19 protein-coding genes and 1 riboswitch are annotated in these 23,258 nt (G+C 70.4%); of the genes, 16 read left to right on the top strand and 3 right to left on the bottom strand.

The features are described from left to right. The first annotated feature begins 8 nt into the window (after positions 1 to 8). On the top strand, positions 9 to 752 hold the full coding sequence (locus H293_RS0126390) for a GNAT family N-acetyltransferase (RefSeq protein ID WP_020120844.1): 744 nt from the start codon (positions 9 to 11) through the stop codon (positions 750 to 752). Positions 753 to 852: 100 nt separating this feature from the next. Here the strand turns inward: H293_RS0126390 and H293_RS0126385 are convergent, their stop codons facing one another. Then, positions 853 to 1,647: a hypothetical protein gene (locus H293_RS0126385; RefSeq protein WP_020120843.1), complete on the bottom strand. Its 795-nt coding sequence runs from the start codon at positions 1,645 to 1,647 to the stop codon at positions 853 to 855. Between the two features lie 255 nt (positions 1,648 to 1,902). Here H293_RS0126385 and H293_RS0126380 point away from each other — a divergent pair, with 255 nt between their 5' ends. The 15 genes from H293_RS0126380 to H293_RS0126310 all read left to right on the top strand — a co-directional run bounded on the left by H293_RS0126380 (position 1,903) and on the right by H293_RS0126310 (position 19,800). Further along, positions 1,903 to 4,041 carry an N-6 DNA methylase gene (locus H293_RS0126380; protein WP_020120842.1) on the top strand — a complete coding sequence of 713 codons (2,139 nt, stop codon included), beginning with the start codon at positions 1,903 to 1,905 and terminating at the stop codon, positions 4,039 to 4,041. Between the two features lie 94 nt (positions 4,042 to 4,135). Further along, positions 4,136 to 4,738 carry a hypothetical protein gene (locus H293_RS0126375; RefSeq protein WP_020120841.1) on the top strand — a complete coding sequence of 201 codons (603 nt, stop codon included), beginning with the start codon at positions 4,136 to 4,138 and terminating at the stop codon, positions 4,736 to 4,738. A 38-nt stretch (positions 4,739 to 4,776) separates the two neighbouring features. Then, complete coding sequence (locus H293_RS0126370; protein ID WP_310591913.1) at positions 4,777 to 6,270, top strand: protein kinase domain-containing protein; 1,494 nt, start codon at positions 4,777 to 4,779, stop codon at positions 6,268 to 6,270. An 86-nt stretch (positions 6,271 to 6,356) separates the two neighbouring features. Then, the gene (locus tag H293_RS0126365; RefSeq protein WP_020120839.1) at positions 6,357 to 7,193 is read left to right on the top strand and encodes a glycoside hydrolase domain-containing protein; all 837 of its coding nucleotides are present in this window, start codon (positions 6,357 to 6,359) and stop codon (positions 7,191 to 7,193) included. Positions 7,194 to 7,348: 155 nt separating this feature from the next. Then, positions 7,349 to 7,996 (top strand): SurA N-terminal domain-containing protein, encoded by a 648-nt coding sequence (locus H293_RS0126360; RefSeq protein ID WP_020120838.1) that lies wholly within the window; start codon positions 7,349 to 7,351, stop codon positions 7,994 to 7,996. Between the two features lie 149 nt (positions 7,997 to 8,145). Further along, on the top strand, positions 8,146 to 9,144 hold the full coding sequence (locus H293_RS0126355; protein WP_020120837.1) for a nucleoside triphosphate pyrophosphohydrolase: 999 nt from the start codon (positions 8,146 to 8,148) through the stop codon (positions 9,142 to 9,144). 130 nt (positions 9,145 to 9,274) lie between these two features. Continuing rightward, entirely contained in the window at positions 9,275 to 10,573 is a 1,299-nt protein-coding gene (locus H293_RS0126350) for a cytochrome P450 family protein (protein WP_020120836.1), read from the top strand. A 192-nt stretch (positions 10,574 to 10,765) separates the two neighbouring features. After that, on the top strand, positions 10,766 to 11,746 hold the full coding sequence (locus tag H293_RS0126345) for a LysM peptidoglycan-binding domain-containing protein (RefSeq protein WP_028808215.1): 981 nt from the start codon (positions 10,766 to 10,768) through the stop codon (positions 11,744 to 11,746). 205 nt (positions 11,747 to 11,951) lie between these two features. Then, positions 11,952 to 12,149, top strand: a riboswitch (cyclic di-AMP (ydaO/yuaA leader). A 3-nt stretch (positions 12,150 to 12,152) separates the two neighbouring features. Next, positions 12,153 to 12,848: a transglycosylase family protein gene (locus H293_RS0126340; RefSeq protein WP_020120834.1), complete on the top strand. Its 696-nt coding sequence runs from the start codon at positions 12,153 to 12,155 to the stop codon at positions 12,846 to 12,848. A gap of 294 nt (positions 12,849 to 13,142) precedes the next feature. Further along, positions 13,143 to 14,429, top strand: coding sequence for a phosphopyruvate hydratase (eno, locus tag H293_RS0126335; protein WP_007382562.1), 1,287 nt, complete (start codon positions 13,143 to 13,145; stop codon positions 14,427 to 14,429). Positions 14,430 to 14,564: 135 nt separating this feature from the next. Further along, entirely contained in the window at positions 14,565 to 15,041 is a 477-nt protein-coding gene (locus H293_RS0126330; RefSeq protein WP_020120833.1) for an FtsB family cell division protein, read from the top strand. Between the two features lie 39 nt (positions 15,042 to 15,080). Further along, positions 15,081 to 15,617, top strand: coding sequence for a DUF501 domain-containing protein (locus H293_RS0126325; RefSeq protein WP_020120832.1), 537 nt, complete (start codon positions 15,081 to 15,083; stop codon positions 15,615 to 15,617). Further along, positions 15,614 to 16,555 carry a Ppx/GppA phosphatase family protein gene (locus H293_RS0126320; protein WP_020120831.1) on the top strand — a complete coding sequence of 314 codons (942 nt, stop codon included), beginning with the start codon at positions 15,614 to 15,616 and terminating at the stop codon, positions 16,553 to 16,555. Before H293_RS0126325 ends, H293_RS0126320 begins: the two co-directional genes overlap by 4 nt. A gap of 432 nt (positions 16,556 to 16,987) precedes the next feature. Beyond that, a complete protein-coding gene (locus H293_RS0126315) occupies positions 16,988 to 18,364 on the top strand; it encodes an NAD(P)/FAD-dependent oxidoreductase (protein WP_078612667.1) in 1,377 nt (458 codons plus the stop codon). Positions 18,365 to 18,510: 146 nt separating this feature from the next. Further along, the gene (locus H293_RS0126310) at positions 18,511 to 19,800 is read left to right on the top strand and encodes an SAM-dependent methyltransferase (protein WP_028808214.1); all 1,290 of its coding nucleotides are present in this window, start codon (positions 18,511 to 18,513) and stop codon (positions 19,798 to 19,800) included. A 54-nt stretch (positions 19,801 to 19,854) separates the two neighbouring features. Here the strand turns inward: H293_RS0126310 and H293_RS0126305 are convergent, their stop codons facing one another. Beyond that, the gene (locus tag H293_RS0126305) at positions 19,855 to 22,383 is read right to left on the bottom strand and encodes an ABC transporter permease (protein ID WP_020120828.1); all 2,529 of its coding nucleotides are present in this window, start codon (positions 22,381 to 22,383) and stop codon (positions 19,855 to 19,857) included. Then, the gene (locus H293_RS0126300; RefSeq protein WP_020120827.1) at positions 22,383 to 23,183 is read right to left on the bottom strand and encodes an ABC transporter ATP-binding protein; all 801 of its coding nucleotides are present in this window, start codon (positions 23,181 to 23,183) and stop codon (positions 22,383 to 22,385) included. The genes H293_RS0126305 and H293_RS0126300 overlap by 1 nt, the downstream gene beginning before the upstream one ends. Positions 23,184 to 23,258 lie beyond the last annotated feature (75 nt).

Below are 23,258 nucleotides of genomic sequence, written 5' to 3'. Positions count from 1 at the left end.
GTGATCGCATGGAGCTGAAGGTATCGAGTCTCGCCGAGCGCCCCGAGATGCGGGAGCGCGTCCTCGGCATGGCCGACAGCTGGCCCGAGTTCGTGACCGAGGACCCGGTGGGCAACGCCCACTACGGACGGATCTCCGGCGAACTCCCCGAGCACGTCCTGTTCGCCGAGGACGAGCGGGGCGAGGTCGTCGCGCACGCCCACAGCGTCCCCTTCGCCCTCCACACCGAGGACCGCGGTGAACTGCCCGCCCGGGGCTGGGACCAGGTGCTGGGGTGGGCCTTCAGCGACCTGCGGCGTGGCGTAAGGCCCGACACGGTCAGTGCGATCTCCGTCGTCGTCGATCCGCGCCTCCAGGGCCACGGCCTGTCCGGCCGGATGCTCTCGGCGATGCGTGACAACGCCCGCGCCCACGGCTTCAGCGAAGTCGTCGCCCCGGTCCGCCCCAGCGCCAAGCACCTGGAACCGCACACCCCCATCGAGGAGTACGCCCGTCGGGTACGCCCCGACGGCCTGCCGTACGACCCCTGGCTGCGCGTGCACGTCCGGGCCGGTGCCGAGGTGCACTCCGTGGCGCCGGCCTCCATGACGGTGTCCGGCTCGCTGGAGCAGTGGCGCCGTTGGACCGGGCTGCCCTTCGACACCCGGGGCGACGTCGAGGTGCCCGGGGCGCTGGTGCCGGTGCGCTGCGAGCCGGAGCGCGGCTACGCGGTGTACGTCGAGCCCAACGTGTGGATGCGACACGCCCTTTGAGCGTGCCGCGTCCCAGTGCGCCGGGCTCGTGCGTGCCGCGTGTGGCGCGTCTGTCCCGTCCGTCCCGTCCGTCCCGTCCGTCCCGTCCGTCCCGGAGGGCTCAGCCGCCCAGGGCGTCGAGGTCCAGGATCTCGCCGGTCGGCTTCTGCGTCGGGACCGGCTTGTCGAAGTCGCTGAAGGTGACGGACCCCTGGTCCGCTCCGGCCGTGCTGTCGATCCGCAGCAGATACGGCTTGCCCTCGGTGGCGACGTACAGCGTGTAGCGCTCCTTGCCGTCCTTCTCGTGCAAGGTGATCGCCGAAGCCCCGTCGACGGTGGCCGCCTTGCCGCGGCTCGCGTCCGAGTTGGTGTCCTCGGCGCCGTCGAGCACCGCGCCCAGGTCGCAGAATGCCTCGAACTCCTTGGCGTCCGCACCCGTCGCCTTCGACTTGGTCCACTTGCCGGCCAGCATGGCCACGGCCGCGTCGGTGTCCGCCTTCGACTCGCCCTCGCTCTGCTCGCGCAGGAACGCCTCGTCGAACTTCATGTACACGAGGTCACCGGTCTTGATCAGGTCGGCCTTGCCCTTGCCGCCCATGCCGATGGTGCCGGCGCACTCGCCCTTCTTGTTCAGGAGGACGTCGAGCCTGATGGTGGCGCCGCTCTCGTCGTCGGGGATGTCGCCCTTCATTCGCAGCGAGGAGGCGCCGGTCGTGGCCTTGGTGGCCCGGTCGGCTATCTCTCCGCCGGTCAGCCCGGCGAGGGGCTCCTTCTTCGCGGCCGGCGTGCCCGACCCGGCGGACGCGCCGGCCGCGTTCGTCCCGCTGTCGGCCTTGTCCTGGCCCGGCTGGCATCCGGTGAGTCCTGCGGTGGCCGCGGCGGCGATGCAGAGGGCGGCGAGTGCGGTACGGCGCATGGTGAGTCCTTGGTGGGGATGCGGTGAGGTGAGTTGAGGTGCGGGGTGCGGGCTGTGGGCTGTGGGCGACCACCGCCACTCGGGGATCGCTCGTTCGCTGGGTCAATAAGAACAGAGCCTGTGAACCGAGTCAACACTATTCACAACATCTCTCGTGTACACGGTCGTGAATGGGTAGATCTTGCGTGCGTCGGTATGCTCGGCGTCACATGCGGGGCTCAGGGCTGGTGCGGTACGACGAGGGGAGCCGGACGGGTGCAGGACAACGCGACGGAGGTGACCGCCGCCGGTATCGCGCGGATGGCCGGCGTGGGCCGCGCGGCCGTCAGCAACTGGCGCCGTCGGCACGCCGACTTCCCGAGGCCCGTCGGCGGCACCGAGACCAGCCCGTCCTTCGCGCTCGCCGAAGTCGAGTCTTGGCTGCGCACGCAGGGGAAACTCGCCGAGGTCCCGCTGCGGGAACGCGTCTGGCAGCAGCTCTCCGGCCACCCCCACGGCCCGGTCACCGCCCTCATCCACGCGGGCTGCGTACTGCTGCTGATCCATGACCGCCCGCCGGTCTGGCTGGAGCTCAGCGCCGGTTCCGACGAACGTCTCGCGGAGATGCTGCCGGGGGCGCTGCGGGAGGTGTTCACACCGCGATTCGGGCCGGAGCCGGCCACGAGCACTCCGGAGACTGTGAACACCCCGGGCGCGGCCCCGGCACCCGCCGCCGACGCGCCCTCTGCTGTGAACGCCGTTCACAGCCCAGCCACGGAGAGTGCCCACTCCGCCGTTCACACCCCCACCGGTCCGGAACTCCTTCCCTCGGCCCCCCTCCTGCGCGGTGTCGCCGAGCTGGCCGCCGAGCTGGGCGCCCGCCAGACCTTCGAGTTCCTGCTCGGCCGGCACCTGGACGCCAACCCGCGCCAGTACACGCTCACGCCCGCCGAGCTGGCCGGCCTCATGGCCGACCTCGCCGGCCCCGCCCGCACCGTCCTCGACCCGGCCTGCGGCACCGGCGCCCTCCTGCGGGCCGCCGCCACCCGTCCCGACCAGAAGCTCTACGCGCAGGACAGCGCCCCCGAACTCGCCGCGCTCACCACGCTCAGACTCGCCCTGCACACCTGGTCCACCGTGCGCGGCGCCACCGGCGACAGCCTGCGCGCCGACGCCCACCCGCGGTTGCGCGCCGACGCCGTCCTGTGCCACCCGCCGTTCAACGAGCGCAACTGGGGCCACGACGAACTCGCCTACGACCCCCGCTGGGAGTACGGCTTCCCGGCCCGCACCGAGTCCGAGCTCGCCTGGGTCCAGCACGCGCTCGCCCGCCTCAAGGACGGTGGCGCCGGTGTGCTGCTCATGCCGCCCGCGGCAGCCTCCCGCCGCTCCGGCCGCCGTATCCGCGCCGACCTGCTGCGCCGCGGTGCCCTGCGCGCCGTGATCGCCCTGCCGGTCGGGGCGGCACCGCCGTACAACATCCCGCTGCACCTGTGGGTGCTGCGTCGCCCGGAAAGGGCGCCCGCGCAGCCGGAGGTGCTCCTCGTCGACGTGGGGCAGTTCGCCGGTGAGGGGCGCGGCGGACCGGACTGGCGGGCCGTACGCGAGGCCGTACTCGATGCCTGGCAGGCCTTCCAACGCCCCGGCCGCTTCACGGAAAGGCCCGGCCTGGCCCGCGCGCTGCCCGTCATCGAACTCCTCGACGACGACGTGGACCTCGCCCCCGCCCGCCACCTGCCGCCCCCCACGGCGGCCGACGGCGCCGAGCAGCTCACGGGCGTGCGCGAGTTGCTGGGGGAGACGCTGCGCCTGACCGCCGACCTCACCCCGCGGCGCGCCGACGCCGCGCACCCCGCGCGGTGGCCGCTCACCACCATCGGCGAACTCGCGCGCGGAGGCGCCCTGATGCTGCGCACCGGGGGAAACGGCGGCCACGCACGCGTGCCCGTGCTCACCGACCACGACGTCCTGTCCGGGACCGACCCCTCCGGGACACTTCCCGAGAGCGACGAGGAGGCCGTGCTGACCGAACCCGGCGACGTCGTCGTACCGGTGCTCGGCGGGGGCTCGGTGGCGCGCGTCATCGACACGACGACCGCGGGAGCCGCCCTGGGCCGCAACCTCGTGCTGCTGCGCCCCGATCCGGCCGCGCTCGACCCCTGGTTCCTCGCCGGCTTCCTGCGCGGCACCGCCAACAACCGCCAGGCCAGCAGCTACGCCTCCACCGCGACCCGCCTGGACGTGCGCAGGCTCCAGCTGCCCCGGCTCCCGCTCGACGAACAACGGCGCTACGGCCAACGCTTCCGCACCCTCGACGAGTTCGAGCGGGCGCTCCGGCACGCGGGCCGGCTCGGAGAGCAACTCGTGCGCGGGATGTACGACGGGCTCACCGACGGAACGGTCGCGCCCGACTGATCAGGTCGACAACGGTTCGGTACAACCCGTGACCAGTTGTCGGTATCGGCCTATACGCTCGAACCCCACATCGATTCCCGGTTCAGGAGCGTTCATGTACGGCCACGGCGCGGCGCCGCCCGCCCGCGACTCGGGCACGGTCATCACCCTGCGCGTGGTGCTCGCCGCCGTCGGTTTCCTCTCGTGCGGTCTGCTCGCCTGCGCACCCCTGTTCCGGGTCGCGTTCCTGCGCGGACGGACCGTCGACTGGGTGCTGGCCTGGGCCAGCCTGCCGCTGTCCATCGCGTGCTTCGCGGTGGTCGGCGCACTGCCGGAGAGCGATCCCCGGACCGACGTCGCCATGTCGCTGGTCCTGCTCTTCGGCCTCTTCAGCAGCGTGTACTTCCTGGTGATGGACATCCGGGTGCACCAGCAGCGGCGGTTCGCCGGCTTCCCGCCGCCCCAGGGCCCGACCGCCCACACCGGCTACGGCTACCCGCAGCCGGCGCCGCAGCCCCAGCCGCAGCCGCCGTACACGCCCACGCTCCAGCCGCAGCCGCAGCCGTCGGCTCCTCCGGTCCCCGCCCCCGGTGTCCTGCCGCCCCCGCCGCCGCAGCGCCCCGCGCCCGCCCGCATCGACCAGGTGCGCGCCGAACTCGACGAGCTCAGCGACTATCTGCGCAAGCACGACGGCGGCACCACCGAGAGCGGCAGGTGACCGTGGCGACAGGACGTGTCGTCGGCGGCCGCTATGAACTGGCCACGCTCATCGGACAGGGCGGCATGGGCCAGGTGTGGACGGCCTACGACCGGCGCCTCGACCGGCGCGTGGCGGTGAAGCTGCTGCGCCCCGACAAGGTGGCCGGCCAGGAGGCCGACGAGCTGCGCCGCCGGTTCGTGCGCGAGTGCCGGGTGACCGCACAGGTCGACCACCCCGGGCTCGTCACCGTGCACGACGCCGGCAGTGAGGGCGAGGAGCTGTTCCTCGTCATGCAGTACGTCGACGGCGCCGACCTCTCCGACCACCTCGCCGAACACGACCCGTACCCCTGGCAGTGGGCGGTCGCGGTCACCGCGCAACTGTGCGCCGTCCTGAGCGCCGTGCACGCCGTGCCGATCGTCCACCGCGACCTCAAGCCGCGCAACGTGATGGTGAAACAGGACGGCACGGTCACCGTCCTCGACCTCGGTGTCGCCTCCGTCATGGACACCGACACCACCCGCCTCACCCACACCGGCTCACCGATCGGCTCGCCCGCCTACATGGCGCCCGAGCAGGCCATGGGCGGCGCCGTCGGCCCGTACACCGACCTGTACGCACTCGGCGTACTGCTGCACGAACTCCTCAGCGGAGACGTGCCGTTCGCCGGCTCCACGGCGCTCGGCGTACTGCACCGGCACCTGTACGAGCCCCCGCTGCCCGTGCGCCGCACCCGCCCCGAAGTTCCCGAGGCCCTCGAAGCGCTCGTCCTGCGACTGCTCGCCAAGGACCCGCAGCACCGCCCGGCCTCCGCACAGGACGTGTACGAGGACCTGGCGCTGCTGCTGCCCGCGCGCGGGATGCCCACCGGAGCGCCCCTCGACCCCACCCGCCCCTTCCTGCGCCCGCACGCCCCCTGGCCGGACCGCGCGCGCACGCCCGCGCCCCAGCCCGCCCCGGTCACACCGGCCCCCGAGAAGACCGAGAAACCGGACGTCGCGCGCGCCGTCGACGAGGTCAAACGGCTCCTCGGCGAGGGCCGCATCACCCAGGCCGTCGACATCCTCGGCGCCATCCTGCCCGTGGCCGCCGAACAGCACGGCACGAACTCCCCGGTCGTCCGCACCCTGCGCAAGCAGTACGCCGCCACCCTCATGGACGACGGCCAGTACCGGCGCGCCCTGCCCGAACTGCGCCGCCTCGCCGACGAACGCGCGACCGAGGCCGGCCACGCCGACCCGCAGTCCCTGCGCTTCCGCTACGACGCCGCCCAGTGCCTCGAACAACTCGGCGAACCCGCGGCGGCACTGGCCGAGTACCGAGCCCTGCTGCCGTACTACGAGAACCAGTACGTGGCCGGCGACCCCCAACTCGCCCACGACGTCCGCCGCCGTATCGGCCACCTCCTGCTCGCCCTCGGCGACCGCGCCGCCGCCCACGACACCCTCGCCCGACTGCTGCACGACGTCGAGCGGCTCAACGGACCGGGCCACCCGCTGGCGGCGGAGGTCCGCCGGACGCTCCAGTGGCTGGGACAGGTGCGCGGTTAGAAGGCTCCGCCGTTGGCTTTACGCTTTGTTTCAACCAAACACCATGTACAGCACAACCAACAGCACATCCAGGGGTGGGGTCCTCCATGTCGTCCAGGTCCAGCCATCGGCAGTCGAAGAAGCGCAGATACATCACCTGGGGCGTCGCCGGGGCCGCCGTGGTCGCCGGCGCGGGCCTCGCCGCGCAGAGCTCGATGGCCGCGACCATCTGGCCCGCCCAGAAGACGTACACCGGCCGCGCCTTCGACACCTGCGCCGCCCCCTCCCTCTCCGCGATGAAGGCCTGGCACGGCGGCCTCTACGGCGCCGCCGCCGTCTACGTCGGCGGCAAGAACCGCGGCTGCTCCCAGCCCAACCTCACCGCCTCCTGGGTCAAGTCGGTCAGCGCGGCCGGCTGGAAGCTCATCCCGCTCTACGTCGGCGCCCAGCCGCCCTGCCAGAGCGGCTCCAACCCCGAGAAGCTCACCGCCTCCACCGCCGCCTCCCTGGGCGCGACGGACGGCGCGGACGCGGTCGCCAAGGCCTCCGCGCTCGGCATGAAGATCGGCAGCCCGATCTACCTGGACATGGAGGCGTACGACATCACGAACAAGGCGTGCAACGACGCCGTGCTCACCTACGTGCGCGCCTTCGACAAGACCCTGCGCGCCAAGACGTACCGCGCCGGCTTCTACGGCTTCACCAGCTCCAGCGCCAAGGCGATCGCCAACGCCACCGACAGGACCGACCTGCCGGGCAACCTCTGGTACGCGCTGTGGGACAAGCAGAACACCACGACGACGGACTGGCCGTTCGGCAGGACCCAGTACACCGACCACAGCCGCGGCCACCAGTACCTCGTCAACAGCAAGGAGACGCGGAACGGCTACACGATCACCGTGGACCGGGACGCGTGGGACGGCCCGGTGGCCATCACCGGCTGAGCCCATCGCACGCGCGTGCGTGCGGTGAGGGCGCGGCGGTGCCCGAAGTCCTGGTGAATCGTTGGTCGAATGGGTTGGCCAGAGCCGGTCCCCTGCCTACCATCGATCACCGCAAGACCTTGTGCACCGTCGCACAATCTCCTCGGGAGGCCTCCTTGCACCGCCGTCGTCGCACCGCGCTCGTCCTCTCCGCCGCCCTCGCGGCCGCGGCCCCCCTGCTCACCGCCTGCGGGAGCGACGCGCATCCCGGCGCGGCGGCCGTGGTCGGCGGGCAGCGGATCACCGTCTCCCAGCTGGAGAACCGGGTGACCGAGGTGCGTGACGCGCAGCGGGCCGCCGTCACGGACGAGACGCAGTACAAGCAGGCCATCGCCAAGACCGGCACCCTCACCCGGGACGTCCTGCACGGCATGGTCCTCGACCGGGTACTGCACCGGGCGGCCGCCGACGCGGGCGTCTCCGTGACCCGCAAGGAGGTCCAGGAACTGCGGTCCGGCCTGGAGGAGCAGGCGGGCGGCACCAAGGGCCTGGAGACGACCTGGCTCCAGCAGTACGGCATCGCCCCCGAACGCCTCGACGAGAACCTCCGCCTCCAGCTGGAGGCCCAGAAACTCGCCGGAAAGCTCGGCACCGACACCAGCAACCCGGCCTTCTGGAACGCCCTGAGCAAGGCGTCCAAGCAACTCGACGTCGACCTCAACCCGCGCTACGGCACCTGGGACGTCACGAAGAGCACCCGCGTCGACGCGAAGACGCCGTGGGTACGGGAGGTCAGCGCGGCCGGGAGCGAGAAGAGCGCTTAGCGGGACGGGGACAGGGAGCAGGGGGGCCGGGGCGGCGACGGCTCATCGGGCGGTCCGCCTGGCAGGCGGATGATCGTACGATCAACCTGCCGCCCCCGGCCTGTGGACAACCTGATCGCCCCGTCGGCGCCGTGCGTTAGCTTCGAACTGTGAACGCACCCGGCTTCGAGCCCGCCCCCGACCAGGACCCCGACACGGCGTCCGCCCCCGGCCGCATCGTCCTGCTCACCACCAGCCACCGCGTCGCCCCCGGCCTGCTGTCCTGGCCCGCCTGGCAGGCACTGCACGCCGCCGACCGGGTGCTGTGCGCCGACGGCGCCCACCCCCAGCTGCCGTATCTGCGGGAGGCGGGGATACCGGTCGACGAGACGTCCCCGACCGCTGAGGAACTGGTCGCGGCGTGCGCGGGCGGACACACTGTGGTCGTCGTGGCCACCGGCGAGGGCGAACCGGCCCTCACGGACGGCCTGGCCCGCCTCGCCGGATCCGGCCGCCTCCAGATGCCCGAGCTGGAGCTCCTCCCCGCCTCCTACGACCTGCCCGGCGCCCGGCTCCTCGACCTCGTCCAGGTCATGGACCGCATCCGCACCGAGTGCCCGTGGTCCTCCCAGCAGACCCACAAGGGCCTCGCGAAGTACGGCATCGAGGAGGCGTACGAACTCGTCGAGGCCATCGAGGAGGGCGACCGCGACGAACTGCGCGAGGAACTCGGGGACGTCCTGCTCCAGGTCGTCTTCCACGCCCGGATCGCCGAGGAGGACCCGGACGCCCCCTTCTCCGTCGACGACGTCGCCGGCGGCATCGTCGCCAAGCTCATCCACCGCCACCCGCACGTCTTCGGCGACGAGAGAGCCGAGACCCCCGAAGAGGTCAAGGCCCACTGGCTGCGCACCAAGGCGATAGAGAAGCAGCGCACCTCGGTGACCGAAGGCATCCCCCTCGGCCAGCCCGGCCTAGCCCTCGCGGCCAAGCTGGCGTCACGGGTGCGGACGGCGGGCCTGGACGTCCCCCTCCCGAGGACGGAGGGCATCGGGTACGAACTCCTCACCCTGGCCACCCGCGCCGAGGCGGAGGGCGTCGACCCGGAGGCAGCGCTGAGGGCGGCGGCTCGGGCGTATCGGGATGCGATCCGGGAGGTGGAGGGCTGAGGAGGGGGAGAGGGCTGAGGTAGCGCCGGTTGGGTGGGGAGGGACCTGGCAGGTGGGAGGAGGGAAGGCCCTCGGCACGTGCGGGAAGCGGCACCGACCAGCCCCCCACCCCGCCAGATAACGTCAAGGAGTGACCGACCACCCCTCCGCAACCCCCGCGCCCACCACCCCCGCCCTCGCACCCCCCACCCCCGAGCTCTTCTCATGGGAGTTCGCCACCAATCCCTACCCCGCCTACGCCTGGCTCCGCGAGCACGCCCCCGTGCACAGGACACGGCTGCCCAGTGGAGTGGAGGCCTGGTTGGTCACCCGCTACGCCGATGCCAAGCAGGCCCTCGCCGACCAGCGGCTCAGCAAGAACCCCGCGCACCATGACGAACCCGCGCACGCCAAGGGCAAGACCGGTATCCCGGGGGAGCGCAAGGCGGAGCTGATGACGCATCTGCTGAACATCGACCCGCCGGACCACACCAGGCTCCGACGGCTCGTCAGCAAGGCGTTCACGCCCAGGAGGGTCGCCGAGTTCGCCCCCCGGGTGCAGGAGCTGACCGACCGTCTGATCGACGGGTTCGCGGCCACCGGCACCGCCGACCTCATCCACGACTTCGCCTTCCCGCTCCCCATCTACGCGATCTGCGACCTGCTGGGCGTCCCCCGTGAGGACCAGGACGACTTCCGGGACTGGGCGGGCATGATGATCCGGCACGGCGGAGGCCCGCGGGGCGGGGTCGCGCGGTCCGTGAAGAAGATGCGCGGCTATCTCGCCGAACTCATCCACCGCAAGCGGGAGGCGCTGCCCGAGGAGCCCGCCCCCGGTGAGGACCTGATCTCCGCCCTCATCCGCGCCTCCGACCACGGTGAGCACCTCACCGAGAACGAGGCCGCGGCCATGGCTTTCATTCTTTTGTTCGCAGGTTTCGAGACCACGGTCAACTTGGTCGGCAACGGCGTGTATGCCCTCCTCACCCACCCCGAGCAGCGGAACCGGCTGCAGGAGTCCCTGGCCGGACCGGACAGGGACCTGCTGGAGACCGGGGTGGAGGAACTTCTGCGCTACGACGGCCCGGTCGAACTGGCCACCTGGCGATTCGCCACCGAACCCCTGCGGATCGGCGGGCAGGACATCGCCGCCGGGGACCCGGTGCTCGTCGTGCTCGCCGCCGCGGACCGGGATCCGGAGCGGTTCGCCGACCCCGATGTGCTCGATCTGTCCCGCCGTGACAATCAGCACCTCGGTTACGGCCACGGCATCCACTACTGCCTCGGTGCCCCGCTCGCCCGTCTGGAGGGCCAGACCGCGCTCACCACGCTCCTCACCCGACTCCCGGACCTTCAACTCGCGGTGGATTCAGCTGATTTGCGCTGGCGTGGTGGGCTCATCATGCGTGGACTGCGTAATTTGCCCGTGGAGTTCACGCCCGTCCGGTAATGGACCGAGGGGTCCGGGCTATCCCCGCCTGGGTCCGTTTAAACATGACACGCCCTCAAGTCTGTGATCTTCACGTGATCTACGCGGCATTAACTTGTGACAAGTGATCGAATCCCTATACGTTCACGGACCAGCGCGGTGTCCCGCACCACTCACCACGCCAGTACTTGCTGTCTCGGGAAAGGTCCCTCCATGCTCTCCGGGAACGGTCGTCACCGTCGCCCCCGTCAGGCTCCGGCTCTCCTCGTAGCGGCCGGTGTGACGGGATCCGCCATCGCGATCCCACTGCTCGGAGCGACCGGAGCGAGCGCCGCCACCGGCACCACGTGGGACCATGTCGCGGAGTGCGAGAGCGGCGGTTCCTGGAGTGCGAACGACGGCAACGGCTACTACGGCGGCCTCCAGATGTCCCAGGAGAACTGGGAGAAGTACGGCGGCCTCGAATACGCCAAGACCGCGGACCTGGCCAGCCGCAACCAGCAGATAGCCGTGGCGGAGAAGCTCCTCGCGGACCAGGGCATCGCCGCGTGGCCGACCTGCGGTCTGCTCAGCGGCCTCAGCAAGGACTCGAGCTCGGCCGACGTCGACACGGGTGTGGGGAGCGGTACGCCCTCGGCCTCGGCGTCCGGATCGTCCCGCTCGTCTGGTTCGTCTGATTCATCCGGTTCCTCCAACTCGTCGGGCTCCGAGGGGTCTTCCGGTCTGCTCGACGCGCTGGACGGTTCGTCCGCGACGCCGTCGTCCTCTCCCTCCGGTGACGACAGTTCCGCCAAGCAGGACAAAAAGGATTCTTCGGGATCCGGCGGCTCGGCCGGGAAGCAGGCGCAGCCGTCCGACAGCTCGCCCGTGGTCGGCACAGAAGAGAATGAAGCGGACAAGTCGTGGCAGGAGGGCAGCTCTTCAGCCCTCGTGGACGTCGGAGCCCTCGGCTCCGGCAAGCACCGCGGTGGCAGCGCGGAGGAGAGTGCGACGAAGAGCACAGCCTCTGCCCCGGCCGGCCGGCATGCCGCCGCCACCTATGTCGTCCAGGAGGGCGACTCCCTTGCCTCCATCGCCGACTCCCTTGGTCTCGACGGCGGATGGCGCGCCCTCTACGCCGAGAACAAGGACCGCATCGGGGTCGACCCGAGCAACATCGTGGCCGGTCAGACGCTCGACACAGGGGCTGAATAGGGCTGAAAAGCCCAGAAAAACAGCGGCAGTTCACGTCACACTTCGCACTGAATGTCCACTTTGGTGAAAGTGTGGGATGAGTCTCAGAAGCCCTGATCGTCTTTGAAATTCCGCCGAGCGCGTGTCTACGGTCGTGACCGCTCGGCAACCCGAGCCCCGTCTGTCGCAACGCCGAATCCTGCCAGCGGCCGTACGGGAACAGTCGTCGCGTCAAGCGCCGTAGGCAGGAGCGGGGGACCCAAGGTAAGCGCCGGGTCCGGAAGTTGAGGCCTCACGGGGTCTCACGGCCGAAAGGCCGCCGGAACCGGCTTGGGGTGAAGCCGCGCACCGCAGGGTGTGCGACCGGGCAACTCAACCGGCCCGAACCCGACAGCTCACCTCGCAGGCGTCGGTGAGGGGATCCACCATGCTGTTTTCCGGCAAGGGCAAGCACCGTCGTCCTTCCAAGGCCACCCGCGTCGCCGCTCTGGCCGGCGTCACCGGTGTCGCCATCGCCGCCCCGCTGATGGCGGCCGGCAACGCCTCTGCCGCCACCGCCTCCGAGTGGGACGCCGTCGCCCAGTGCGAGTCCGGCGGCAACTGGTCGATCAACACCGGCAACGGCTACTACGGCGGCCTGCAGTTCTCGGCCTCCACCTGGGCCGCGTACGGCGGCACGCAGTACGCCGCGCAGGCCAACCAGGCCAGCAAGTCCCAGCAGATCGCCGTCGCCGAGAAGGTCCTGGCCTCGCAGGGCAAGGGTGCCTGGCCGGTCTGCGGCACGGGCCTGTCCAGCGCCGGCTACAACGGCGGCAGCAGCTCGTCCTCCTCCAGCTCGAACTCCAGCTCCTCGAACTCGGGCACCAGCACCCGCTCGACCGACGAGCAGAGCGCCTCCCGTTCGACCGACCGCCCGGCGGCCAAGAAGACCGTCACCACCCCGACCGGCAAGAAGGTCAAGAAGGGTGACGGCGAGTACAAGGTCGTCAAGGGTGACACCCTCAGCTCGATCGCCGAGAAGCACAAGGTCAAGGGCGGCTACCAGAAGCTGTTCAAGCTGAACAAGGACATCATCGAGGACGCGAACCTCATCTACCCGGGTCAGCAGCTGCACCTCAAGTAAGACCCGGCTGAACCACGGTGCCCTCGCAGGCGTGTCCTTCAGGATGAAGGCCTCGTGAGGGTCACCCCCCGTCCCCACGGGCTCCCCGCTCCGGTGCGTGTTCCCCCGTACGCACCGGAGCGGGGTTTTTTCTTGCCCCGGTGCCGGGACGTCTTTGTTCAGTTCAGAAACAATTTACTCTCGGTTCTGTCCAGGGGGCGGTCCACACGGTGGCCGATCCTCCGGAGCCGGTTAGGCTCGGTCTCGCAGAACCCACCGCGGTCCCGGCGGACCGTGTCACATCCCAAGAAGGAGATGCTCGTGCCGTCCATCGACGTCGTCGTAGCCCGGGAAATCCTGGACTCCCGAGGCAACCCCACGGTCGAGGTCGAGGTCGGCCTCGACGACGGCAGCACCGGTCGTGCCGCCGTCCCGTCCGGCGCCTCCACGGGCGCCTTCGAGGCCATCGAGCTGCGCGACGGTGACCCGAACCGCTACCAGGGCAAGGGTGTCGAGAAGGCCGTCCTCGCCGTCATCGAGCAGATCGGCCCGGAGCTCGTCGGCTACGACGCCACCGAGCAGCGTCTGATCGACCAGGCGATGTTCGACCTGGACGCCACCGACAACAAGGGCTCGCTCGGCGCCAACGCCATCCTCGGCGTCTCCCTCGCCGTCGCCCACGCCGCCTCCGAGGCCAGCGACCTCCCGCTCTTCCGCTACCTGGGCGGCCCGAACGCGCACCTGCTGCCGGTGCCGATGATGAACATCCTGAACGGCGGCTCGCACGCCGACTCCAACGTGGACATCCAGGAGTTCATGATCGCCCCGATCGGCGCGGAGTCCTTCTCCGAGGCGCTGCGCTGGGGCACCGAGGTCTACCACACCCTCAAGAAGGTCCTGAAGAGCAAGGGCCTGTCCACCGGTCTCGGCGACGAGGGCGGCTTCGCGCCGAACCTGGAGTCGAACCGCGCCGCCCTGGACCTGATCCTGGAGGCGATCAAGGAAGCCGGTTACATCCCCGGCGAGCAGGTCGCCCTGGCGCTCGACGTCGCCGCCTCCGAGTTCTACAAGGACGGCAAGTACCAGTTCGAGGGCAAGGACCGCTCCGCCGCCGAGATGACGGAGTACTACGAGGAGCTCGTTGCGGCCTACCCGCTCGTCTCCATCGAGGACCCGCTGTTCGAGGACGACTGGGCCGGCTGGAAGGTCCTCACCGACAAGCTGGGCGACAAGGTCCAGATCGTCGGCGACGACCTGTTCGTCACCAACCCGGAGCGTCTGGCCCGCGGCATCGAGGACGGCGCCGCCAACGCGCTGCTCGTCAAGGTGAACCAGATCGGCTCGCTGACCGAGACCCTCGACGCGGTGGAGCTCGCCCAGCGCAGCGGCTTCAAGTGCATGATGTCCCACCGCTCCGGCGAGACCGAGGACGTCACCATCGCCGACCTGGCCGTCGCCACCAACTGCGGCCAGATCAAGACCGGCGCCCCGGCCCGCTCCGAGCGCGTCGCCAAGTACAACCAGCTCCTGCGTATCGAGGAGATCCTCGACGACGCCGCGGTGTACGCCGGCCGCAGCGCGTTCCCGCGCTTCAAGGGCTGAGCGGCTTCAAGGGCTGAGCGGCGTCAAGGCCTGCCCCCGGCAGGGCTAAGCCTTAGCCAGTCGTACGTACGTCCCCGTACCGGTCCCGTACCGTGTGCGGGGACGTACGCACGTAGAAGGGGAGGCGGCGAGCCGATGGCCGTGAAGGACCGGGACCGTTTCTCCACCACGACCAGGATCAGGCTGCTCGGTGAGCAGACCGCGGCCCGTGTCTACCGCTCCCAGACCAAACGGCAGGCCCGCCGCTCCCGGCTGACCGGCCGGGCCGCGCTGCTCGCCCTCGTGCTGTGCACGCTGGTGGTGGCGCTGGCGTACCCGATAAGGCAGTACGTCTCCCAGCGCGCCGAGATCGCCGATGTCCAGCGGGAGAAGGCGCGGGCCGCCCAGCGGGTCGAGAAGCTGCGCGACCTCAAGGCGCGCTGGCAGGACGACGCCTACGCTGAGCAGCAGATCCGGCAGCGGCTGCACTATGTGATGCCGGGGGAGACGGGCTTCATCGTCGTCGACCCGGACGCGGCGAGGCAGTCCCGCACCGACCAGGGCGCGGCCGACCGCCCTTGGTACGCGAACGTCTGGGACGGGGTCGACAAGTCCGACGCCTCCAACCAGTGAACCGACCTCGACGGATAGCAGAAAGACAAGCTCAGGCAGATGGAAACTCCCCCGCCGACCACGCCTCGCACCGAGCCGACCGACGCGGATGTCGAGGCCTTCAAGCAGCAGCTCGGGCGGCCGCCGCGCGGGCTGCGGGCGATCGCGCACCGGTGCCCGTGCGGGCAGCCGGACGTCGTGGAGACCGCGCCCCGGCTGCCGGACGGCACGCCGTTCCCGACGACGTACTACCTGACGTGTCCGCGCGCCGCCTCGGCGATCGGCACGCTTGAGGCGAACGGCGTCATGAAGGAGATGACGGAGCGGCTGCAGACCGATCCGGAGCTCGCGAAGGCGTACCGGGCCGCGCACGAGGACTACCTCGCACGCCGGGACGCCATCGAGGTCCTGGAGGGCTTCCCGAGCGCGGGTGGCATGCCGGACCGGGTGAAGTGCCTGCACGTCCTGGTCGGGCATTCGCTGGCCGCGGGCCCTGGCGTCAACCCGCTGGGCGACGAGGCGATCGCGATGCTGCCGGAGTGGTGGCGCAAGGGCGCCTGCGTGACCCTGCCCGAGCAGCAGGAGGACACCAAGTGACCCGCGTGGCCGCCGTCGACTGCGGTACGAACTCCATCCGCCTCCTCGTGGCGGACTGCGACCCGGAGACCGGCGAACTGGTCGACCTGGACCGGCGTATGACCATCGTGCGGCTCGGGCAGGGCGTCGACCGGACCGGGCGGCTCGCGCCCGAGGCGCTGGAGCGGACCTTCGCCGCGTGCCGGGAGTACGCGGCGGTCATCAAGGAGCGCGGGGCCGAGCGGCTCCGGTTCGTCGCCACCTCCGCCTCCCGGGACGCCGAGAACCGGGACGAGTTCGTGCGCGGGGTCCTGGACATCCTCGGGGTCGAGCCCGAGGTCATCACCGGGGACCAGGAGGCGGAGTTCTCCTTCACCGGGGCGACCAGGGAGCTCGCGGGCAGCGACCATCTGGCCAGGCCGTACCTCGTCGTGGACATCGGGGGCGGTTCGACGGAGTTCGTCGTGGGCGACGACCATGTGCGCGCCGCACGCTCCGTGGACGTCGGCTGTGTGCGGATGACCGAGCGGCACCTGGTGCGGGACGGGGTGGTCAGCGACCCGCCCACCGTCGCGCAGATCGCCGCGATGCGGGCCGACATCGAGGCGGCTCTCGATCTCGCCGAGGAGACCGTGCCGCTGCGCGAGGCGCGCACGCTGGTGGGGCTCGCCGGGTCCGTCACCACCGTGTCGGCGATCGCACAGGAGCTGCCGGAGTACGACTCCGAGGCCATCCACCACTCCCGGGTCTCCCACGACCGGGTCCGCGAGATCACCGAGTGGCTGCTGCGTTCCACCCACGCCGAGCGCGCGGCCGTGCCCTCCATGCATCCGGGGCGCGTGGACGTCATCGGTGCCGGGGCCCTCGTCCTGCTCACGATCATGGAGCGGATCGGTGCCGAGGAGGTCGTCGTGAGCGAGCACGACATCCTCGACGGCATCGCGTGGTCCCTTGCTTAGGGCCTGCCGGGCACCTCTGCTGAGCAGGCAGAACAACGTATGAGCGCGTCCGAGGGGCCCTTCGGGGCCCCTCTTTGACGTGGCGCCGAGAAAGTTCGTGAAGTTCTTCACAAGGAATTTGGCCCTGTCGGACGACGAAGGGGGTCCGGTTGGCCCTTCCGGGGGTCCGGCACCCGTGTGAACACGTTCAAAACGGTGGGTTGCGGACCTCGGGAGGGGGTTCTGCGAGGGGGCTGCGAGAGTCCCTCACGGGTGGCCTTCCGGCACAGAGAGGCAGCTCACGCGGCATTGACAACGGGTCGCCCTACACGCTGGTTCCCGTTCCGCGCCATGACGTGGATCACGCGAGTCGCGGAGGATAACACACACCTTCCAAGAGCTTGTGAAGGGGCGCACGAGCGACCCCCCTGGGGCAGGTGGATACTCGATGCCATGAGCACCACGGAGCGTCCCAGGATCCTCGTAGTAGGCGGTGGGTACGTAGGCCTGTACGCAGCTCGGCGCATTCTCAAGAAGATGCGCTACGGCGAGGCGACCGTCACGGTCGTCGACCCCCGGTCGTACATGACCTACCAGCCCTTCCTCCCCGAAACCGCCGCCGGCAACATCTCCCCGCGCCACGTCGTCGTCCCGCTGCGACGCGTGCTGCCGAAGGCGGAGGTGCTCACCGGCCGGGTCACCACCATCGACCAGGACCGCAAGGTCGCCACGATCGCCCCGCTGGTCGGCGAGGCGTACGAGCTGCCCTTCGACTACCTGGTGATCGCGCTCGGCGCGGTCTCCCGCACCTTCCCGATCCCCGGCCTCGCCGAGCAGGGCATCGGCATGAAGGGCATCGAGGAGGCCATCGGCCTGCGCAACCACGTGCTTGAGCAGCTCGACAAGGCCGACTCCACGACCGACGAGGAGATCCGCCGCAAGGCGCTCACCTTCGTGTTCATCGGCGGTGGCTTCGCGGGCGCGGAGACCATCGGCGAGGTCGAGGACCTGGCCCGCGACGCGGCCAAGTACTACACCAACGTCTCGCGCGAGGACATGCGGTTCATCCTCGTCGACGCCGCCGACAAGATCCTTCCCGAGGTCGGCCCCAAGCTCGGCCAGTACGGCAAGGAGCACCTGGAGAGCCGGGGCGTGGAGATCTACCTCTCCACCTCGATGGACTCCTGCGTCGACGGCCACGTGGTCCTCAAGAACGGCCTGGAGGTCGACTCCAGCACCATCGTCTGGACCGCCGGCGTCAAGCCGAACCCGGTCCTGGCCCGCTACGGCCTTCCGCTGGGCCCGCGCGGTCACGTGGACACCGCCCCGACCCTCCAGGTCCAGGGCACCGACTACATCTGGGCCGCCGGCGACAACGCCCAGGTCCCGGACGTCGCCGCCCGCAAGGCCGGGGTCGAGAACGCCTGGTGCCCGCCGAACGCCCAGCACGCGCTGCGTCAGGCGCGGGTCCTCGGCGACAACGTGATCTCCGGCATGCGGGGCTTCCCGCAGAAGGAGTACAGCCACTCCAACAAGGGTGCTGTCGCGGGTCTCGGCCTGCACAAGGGCGTGGCGATGATCGTCATGGGCAAGATGAAGATCAAGGTCAAGGGCCGTCTCGCCTGGTACATGCACCGCGGCTACCACGGTCTGGCCATGCCGACCTGGAACCGCAAGGTCCGCGTCTTCGCCGACTGGACCCTCGGCATGTTCCTCAAGCGCGAGGTCGTCTCCCTCGGCGCGATGGAGCACCCGCGCGAGGAGTTCTACGAGGCCGCGCGTCCTGTGCCGGCCGCCGAGCCGAAGAAGACCGAGGCGAAGGCCTCCTGACCCGCTCCGGTCGCTGATCCACCCCGAAGGACCTCCCGCCATCCGTGGTGCGGGAGGTCCTTCGGCCTTCTCCGGGATTGACCATGACCGTTCGGTTGTTTACCCGAGTGGACAAATCCGGGATCCTCGTCACGGAGGTGTGGGTCATGGCGGATGCCGCACTGCGGCTGAAGAGTCTGCTCGAACAGCTGCTGGAATCCGAACTGCCGGTTCGGATCCGGGCCTGGGACGGTTCCACGGCGGGGCCGCCCGACGCGCCCACCCTGTTCGTACGCAACCGCCGCGCCGTGCGCCGGCTGCTGTGGAAGCCGGGCGAACTGGGCCTGGCCCGCGCCTGGGTCGCCGGGGACCTCGACATCGAGGGCGACTTCTACACCGCTCTCGGCTTGGTCTCCGGCCTGGTCTGGGAGCGTGGCGACACCCGCTCCGCGCTCCAGGTCCTGCGCGACCCGGGGACCCGCGCCGCGCTGCTCGGACTCGTCCGGCTCGCCGGTCTGCCGCTGCCCCCGGCCCCGCCCCGCGAGGAGATCCGCCGCACCCGGGGCCATCTGCACACCAGGCGCAGCGACCAGCGCGCCATCAGCCACCACTACGACGTCGGCAACGGCTTCTACGAGACCGTCCTCGGCCCGTCCATGGTGTACTCGTGCGCCTACTGGCCGAGCCCGGACGGCACCCTCGAACAGGCCCAGCACGACAAGCTCGACCTCGTCTGCCGCAAGCTCGCGCTCCAGCCGGGGCAGCGGCTCCTCGACGTCGGCTGCGGCTGGGGCTCGATGGCGATCCACGCCGCCCGCGAGTACGGCGTGCGCGTCGTCGGCATCACCCTCTCCCAGGAGCAGGCGGCCTACGCCCGCAAGCGCGTCGCCGACGCCGGACTGACCGACCGGGTCGAGATCCGCGTACAGGACTACCGCGACGTGGCCGACGGGCCGTACGACGCGATCTCCTCCATCGGCATGGCCGAGCACGTGGGATCGGAGAAGTACCTGGAGTACGCCGAGGACCTGTACCGGCTGCTCGCGCCCGGTGGGCGGCTGCTCAACCACCAGATCGCGCGGCGCCCGCTGTCCGACGAATCGGCGTACGACCTCGACGGGTTCATCGACGCCTACGTCTTCCCCGACGGCGAGCTCGCCCCCGTCGGCTCCACGGTGACCCAGTTGGAACGGGCCGGGTTCGAGGTACGGGACGTCGAGGCGATCCGTGAGCACTACGCGCTCACCCTGCGCCGCTGGGTCGCCAACCTGGAGGCCGAGTGGCAGCGCGCGGTCCGGCTGGCCGGTCCGGGCCGGGCCCGGGTCTGGCGCCTCTACATGGCCGCCTGCGCCCTCGGCTTCGAACGCAACCATCTCGGCGTCAACCAGGTCCTGGCCGTCCGTACCCCCGAGTCCGGCGTCTCCGGGATGCCGCTGCGCGCCCGCACCTGGAACTGAGCACACACAAGGGGCCCGCCACCCCCTCCGTGACGGGCCCCCGGTGCCGTACCGCTACTCGGCCTTGATCGCCGCCAGCATGTTCATGCGGGCCGCCCGGCGGGCCGGCCACAGCGCGGCGAGGATGCCGACCGTCGCCGCGAGCAGCAGGAACACCGCCATCCGGGCCCACGGCAGGACGAGTTCGTACGTCGCCATCTTCGTGCCGAGCAGCTCACCGGCCGCCCAGCCGAAGAAGACGCCCAGTCCGATCCCGAGGACCCCGCCGAACAGGGAGATGACCAGGGACTCCAGACGGACCATCCGTTTGATGCCCTTGCGGTCCAGGCCGATCGCGCGGAGCATGCCGATCTCCTGGGAACGCTCGAAGACCGACATGGCCAGGGTGTTGATGACGCCGAGGACCGCGACGATCACCGCCATCGCCAGGAGGCCGTAGAGCATGTTCAGCATCAGCGTGAACATCTGCGCGATGGACTCGGAGAGGTCCTTCTTGTCCTGGACCTTGATGGCCGGGTTGGAGCCGAGGGCCTTCTCCAGCCTGTCCTTGGCCGCGGCGGACGCGCCGTCGGACGTCTTCAGCATGACCTGCATGTCGGAGACGTCGCGCAGATGCGGGGTGAGCGTCGCGCTGTCGACCATGATGCCGCTGATCAGCTCGTTGCCCTCGTAGACCCCGGCGACCGTGAGCTGCTGCGCCTTGCCGTCCTCGTAGTGCACGGTGAAGGCGGAACCCGCCTTCCAGCCGCGGGACTTGGCGGTGTCCTGGTCCACGACGACCTGGGTGCCGCCGACCTCGAAGGTGCCGTTGTCGACCTTCAGGTCGGTCAGCTTCCCGATCGCGGAGCCGTTGACACCGGTCAGGTACTCGGTCTCGCCGTCGATACGGGAGGCGGCGTTGCGCAGCGGGCTGACGGCGGTGACGTCGTCGACCTTCGCCAGCTTCTTCTCGACGTCGGGCGAGAGCTCGTTGCCGTTCGCCATGGAGACGACGTAGTCCGCCTTGACGGCCGCCGACGCCATCTTGTCGATCGACTTCTGGAGGCTGCCCGCCATCACCGTCATGCCGGTGATCAGGGTGAGACCGATCATCAGCGCGGAGGCGGTGGCGGCCGTACGGCGCGGGTTGCGCACCGAGTTCTGGCGGGCCAGCTTCCCGGAGACGCCGAAGACGCGCAGGAGAGGGGCCGCCGCCGCGATCAGCGGACGGGACAGCAGGGGAGTGAGGATGAAGACGCCGACGATCAGGAGGACCGCGCCCATGCCCATGGGGGCCTGGCCGTCCGAGCCGTCCATCGTCGTGGCCGCCAGGATCACGGCGACCCCCGCCCCGCTGAACAGCGCGCCCAGAGTGTTGCGCAGCACCAGCGACTTGGTCGTCGCCTTCGCGTGCACGCTGCTCATCGCCGCGACCGGCGGGATCTTCGCCGCCCTGCGGCCCGGCAGCCAGGCCGCCAGCATGGTGATCAGGACGCCCACCGCGAGGGCCGTGCCGACCGTGCCCGGTGTGATGATGAGCGGCCCGTCCGGGACGGTCGCCCCGAGCGTGCCCATGAGGGACCTGAGCCCGGCGCCGATGCCGATGCCGGCCACCAGACCCGTCACGGCGGCGATCAGGCCGACCACGAACGCCTCGACCAGTACCGACCGCGTGACCTGCCGACGGGACGCGCCGACCGCCCTGAGCAGCGCCAGCTCCTTGGTGCGCTGGGCTACCAGCATGGTGAAGGTGTTGGCGATGATGAAGGTGCCGACGAACAGCGCGATGCCGGCGAAGACCAGCAGGCCCTGCTTGAGACCGCTCATCGAGGCCGAGATCATCTCGGCCTGGTTGTCGGCGAGTTCCTTGCCGGTCTCCGTCTCCACCAGGTGTGCGGGCAGCGCCTTGTCCAGCGCGGCCCGCAGGGCGGCCTGGGAGGTGCCGGAGGCCGCCTTCACGTCGATCTCGTCGTACGTCCCCGGCTTGCCGAACAGCTTCTGGGCGGTGGCCGTGTCGAACAGCGCGAGGCTGCCGCCGGCCGCGACATTGCCGTCGTCGGTGGTGAAGATGCCGGTGACTACGGGCTTGAGGACCGGGCCGTCGACCGAGATGCGCACGGTGTCCCCGACCTTGTAGCCGGCCCGCTTCGCGGTCTCCGAGTCGATCGCGACCTGGTTCGCGCCGTGCGGTGCGGTGCCCTCGGCCAGCGGGTACCGGGGGTCCTTGGCGCCGTAGTAGTTGCCGCCCTGCGACTGGAAGCCGCCGCCGATGAGCTTGCCGTCCTTGTCGGCGATGGCGGTGAAGCCGCTCACCACGCCGATGGCGTTCGCGGCCCCGGGAACCTCGGCGCTCTTGTCGAGCATCGGCTGGGTGAGCTCGTGGCTCTTGCCGATCGTGTTGCCCTTGTCCTCCTCGGACTTGGCGGTGACGGCCACGTCGACCTGGTCGAAGCCCTTGGCCGAACTCTTCTGGTAGGCCTCGGAGATGGTGTTGGTGAAGACGAGGGTGCCGGACACGAACGCCACGCCGAGCATCACGGCGAGCACGGTCATCAGCAGTCTGGCCTTGTGCGCGAGGACGTTGCGCAGGGCGGTGCGGAACATCAGGAGGTACGGCCCTTCGCGTCGAACTCGGGGGTCTGGGGGTTTCCCCCAGGAAGGAGGCGCATGAAGTCGAGCACGTTGTCGGCCGTGGGCTTGTACATCTCGTCCACGATCCGGCCGTCCGCGAGGAAGACCACCCGGTCCGCGTACGCCGCGGCCACCGGGTCGTGGGTCACCATGACGACCGTCTGCCCCAGCTCCCGTACGGAGTTGCGCAGGAAGCCCAGGACCTCGGCGCCGGAGCGGGAGTCGAGGTTTCCGGTCGGCTCGTCACCGAAGATGATGTCGGGCTTGGACGCGAGGGCCCGGGCGACGGCGACGCGCTGCTGCTGGCCGCCGGAGAGCTGGGCGGGGCGGTGGCTGAGCCGGTCCCGCAGGCCGATCATCCGGATGACCGAGTCCAGCCACTCCTTGTCCGGCTTGCGGCCCGCGATGTCCATCGGGAGCGTGATGTTCTCCAGGGCCGTCAGGGTCGGCAGCAGGTTGAACGCCTGGAAGATGAAGCCGATCTTGTCCCGCCGCAGTTTGGTGAGCTGCTTGTCCTTCAGGGAGCCCAGCTCGGTGTCGCCGATGCGGACCGAGCCGGAGGAGAAGGTGTCGAGGCCGGCCACGCAGTGCATCAGCGTGGACTTGCCGGAACCGGAGGGGCCCATGATCGCGGTGAACTCGGCCTGCCGGAACTCGACGGTGACCCGGTCCAGGGCGACCACCTGGGTCTCGCCCTGTCCGTAGATCTTCGACAGATCCGTGGCGCGCGCGGCCACGGTGGTGGTCCGGCCGGCGACTGGAGTGGTGGTCACGGGATGGAACTCCTAGCGGGACGACTTCGTTGAAGGACGTCTTCCATCGTGGTGGCCGGAGCCCGCCGTGTAGTC

Origin of the sequence: Streptomyces canus 299MFChir4.1 (genome assembly GCF_000383615.1) — a bacterium.
GTDB classification, from domain to species: domain Bacteria; phylum Actinomycetota; class Actinomycetes; order Streptomycetales; family Streptomycetaceae; genus Streptomyces; species Streptomyces canus_C.
Note: the sequence above shows the minus strand (reverse complement) of the source record. Positions and strands in the feature narration are given on the sequence as shown.

Bases quoted from the DNA above. Each gene is read 5' to 3' on its own strand.
- H293_RS0126340 (WP_020120834.1), top strand. From the start codon at position 12,153: ATGCTGTTTTCCGGCAAGGGCAAGCACCGTCGTCCTTCCAAGGCCACC.
- H293_RS0126310 (WP_028808214.1), top strand. From the start codon at position 18,511: ATGGCGGATGCCGCACTGCGGCTGAAGAGTCTGCTCGAACAGCTGCTG.
- H293_RS0126330 (WP_020120833.1), top strand. From the start codon at position 14,565: ATGGCCGTGAAGGACCGGGACCGTTTCTCCACCACGACCAGGATCAGG.
- H293_RS0126385 (WP_020120843.1), bottom strand. From the start codon at position 1,647: ATGCGCCGTACCGCACTCGCCGCCCTCTGCATCGCCGCCGCGGCCACC.
- H293_RS0126345 (WP_028808215.1), top strand. From the start codon at position 10,766: ATGCTCTCCGGGAACGGTCGTCACCGTCGCCCCCGTCAGGCTCCGGCT.
- H293_RS0126325 (WP_020120832.1), top strand. From the start codon at position 15,081: ATGGAAACTCCCCCGCCGACCACGCCTCGCACCGAGCCGACCGACGCG.
- H293_RS0126365 (WP_020120839.1), top strand. From the start codon at position 6,357: ATGTCGTCCAGGTCCAGCCATCGGCAGTCGAAGAAGCGCAGATACATC.
- H293_RS0126305 (WP_020120828.1), bottom strand. From the start codon at position 22,383: ATGTTCCGCACCGCCCTGCGCAACGTCCTCGCGCACAAGGCCAGACTG.
- eno (WP_007382562.1), top strand. From the start codon at position 13,143: ATGCTCGTGCCGTCCATCGACGTCGTCGTAGCCCGGGAAATCCTGGAC.
- H293_RS0126390 (WP_020120844.1), top strand. From the start codon at position 9: ATGGAGCTGAAGGTATCGAGTCTCGCCGAGCGCCCCGAGATGCGGGAG.
- H293_RS0126375 (WP_020120841.1), top strand. From the start codon at position 4,136: ATGTACGGCCACGGCGCGGCGCCGCCCGCCCGCGACTCGGGCACGGTC.
- H293_RS0126315 (WP_078612667.1), top strand. From the start codon at position 16,988: ATGAGCACCACGGAGCGTCCCAGGATCCTCGTAGTAGGCGGTGGGTAC.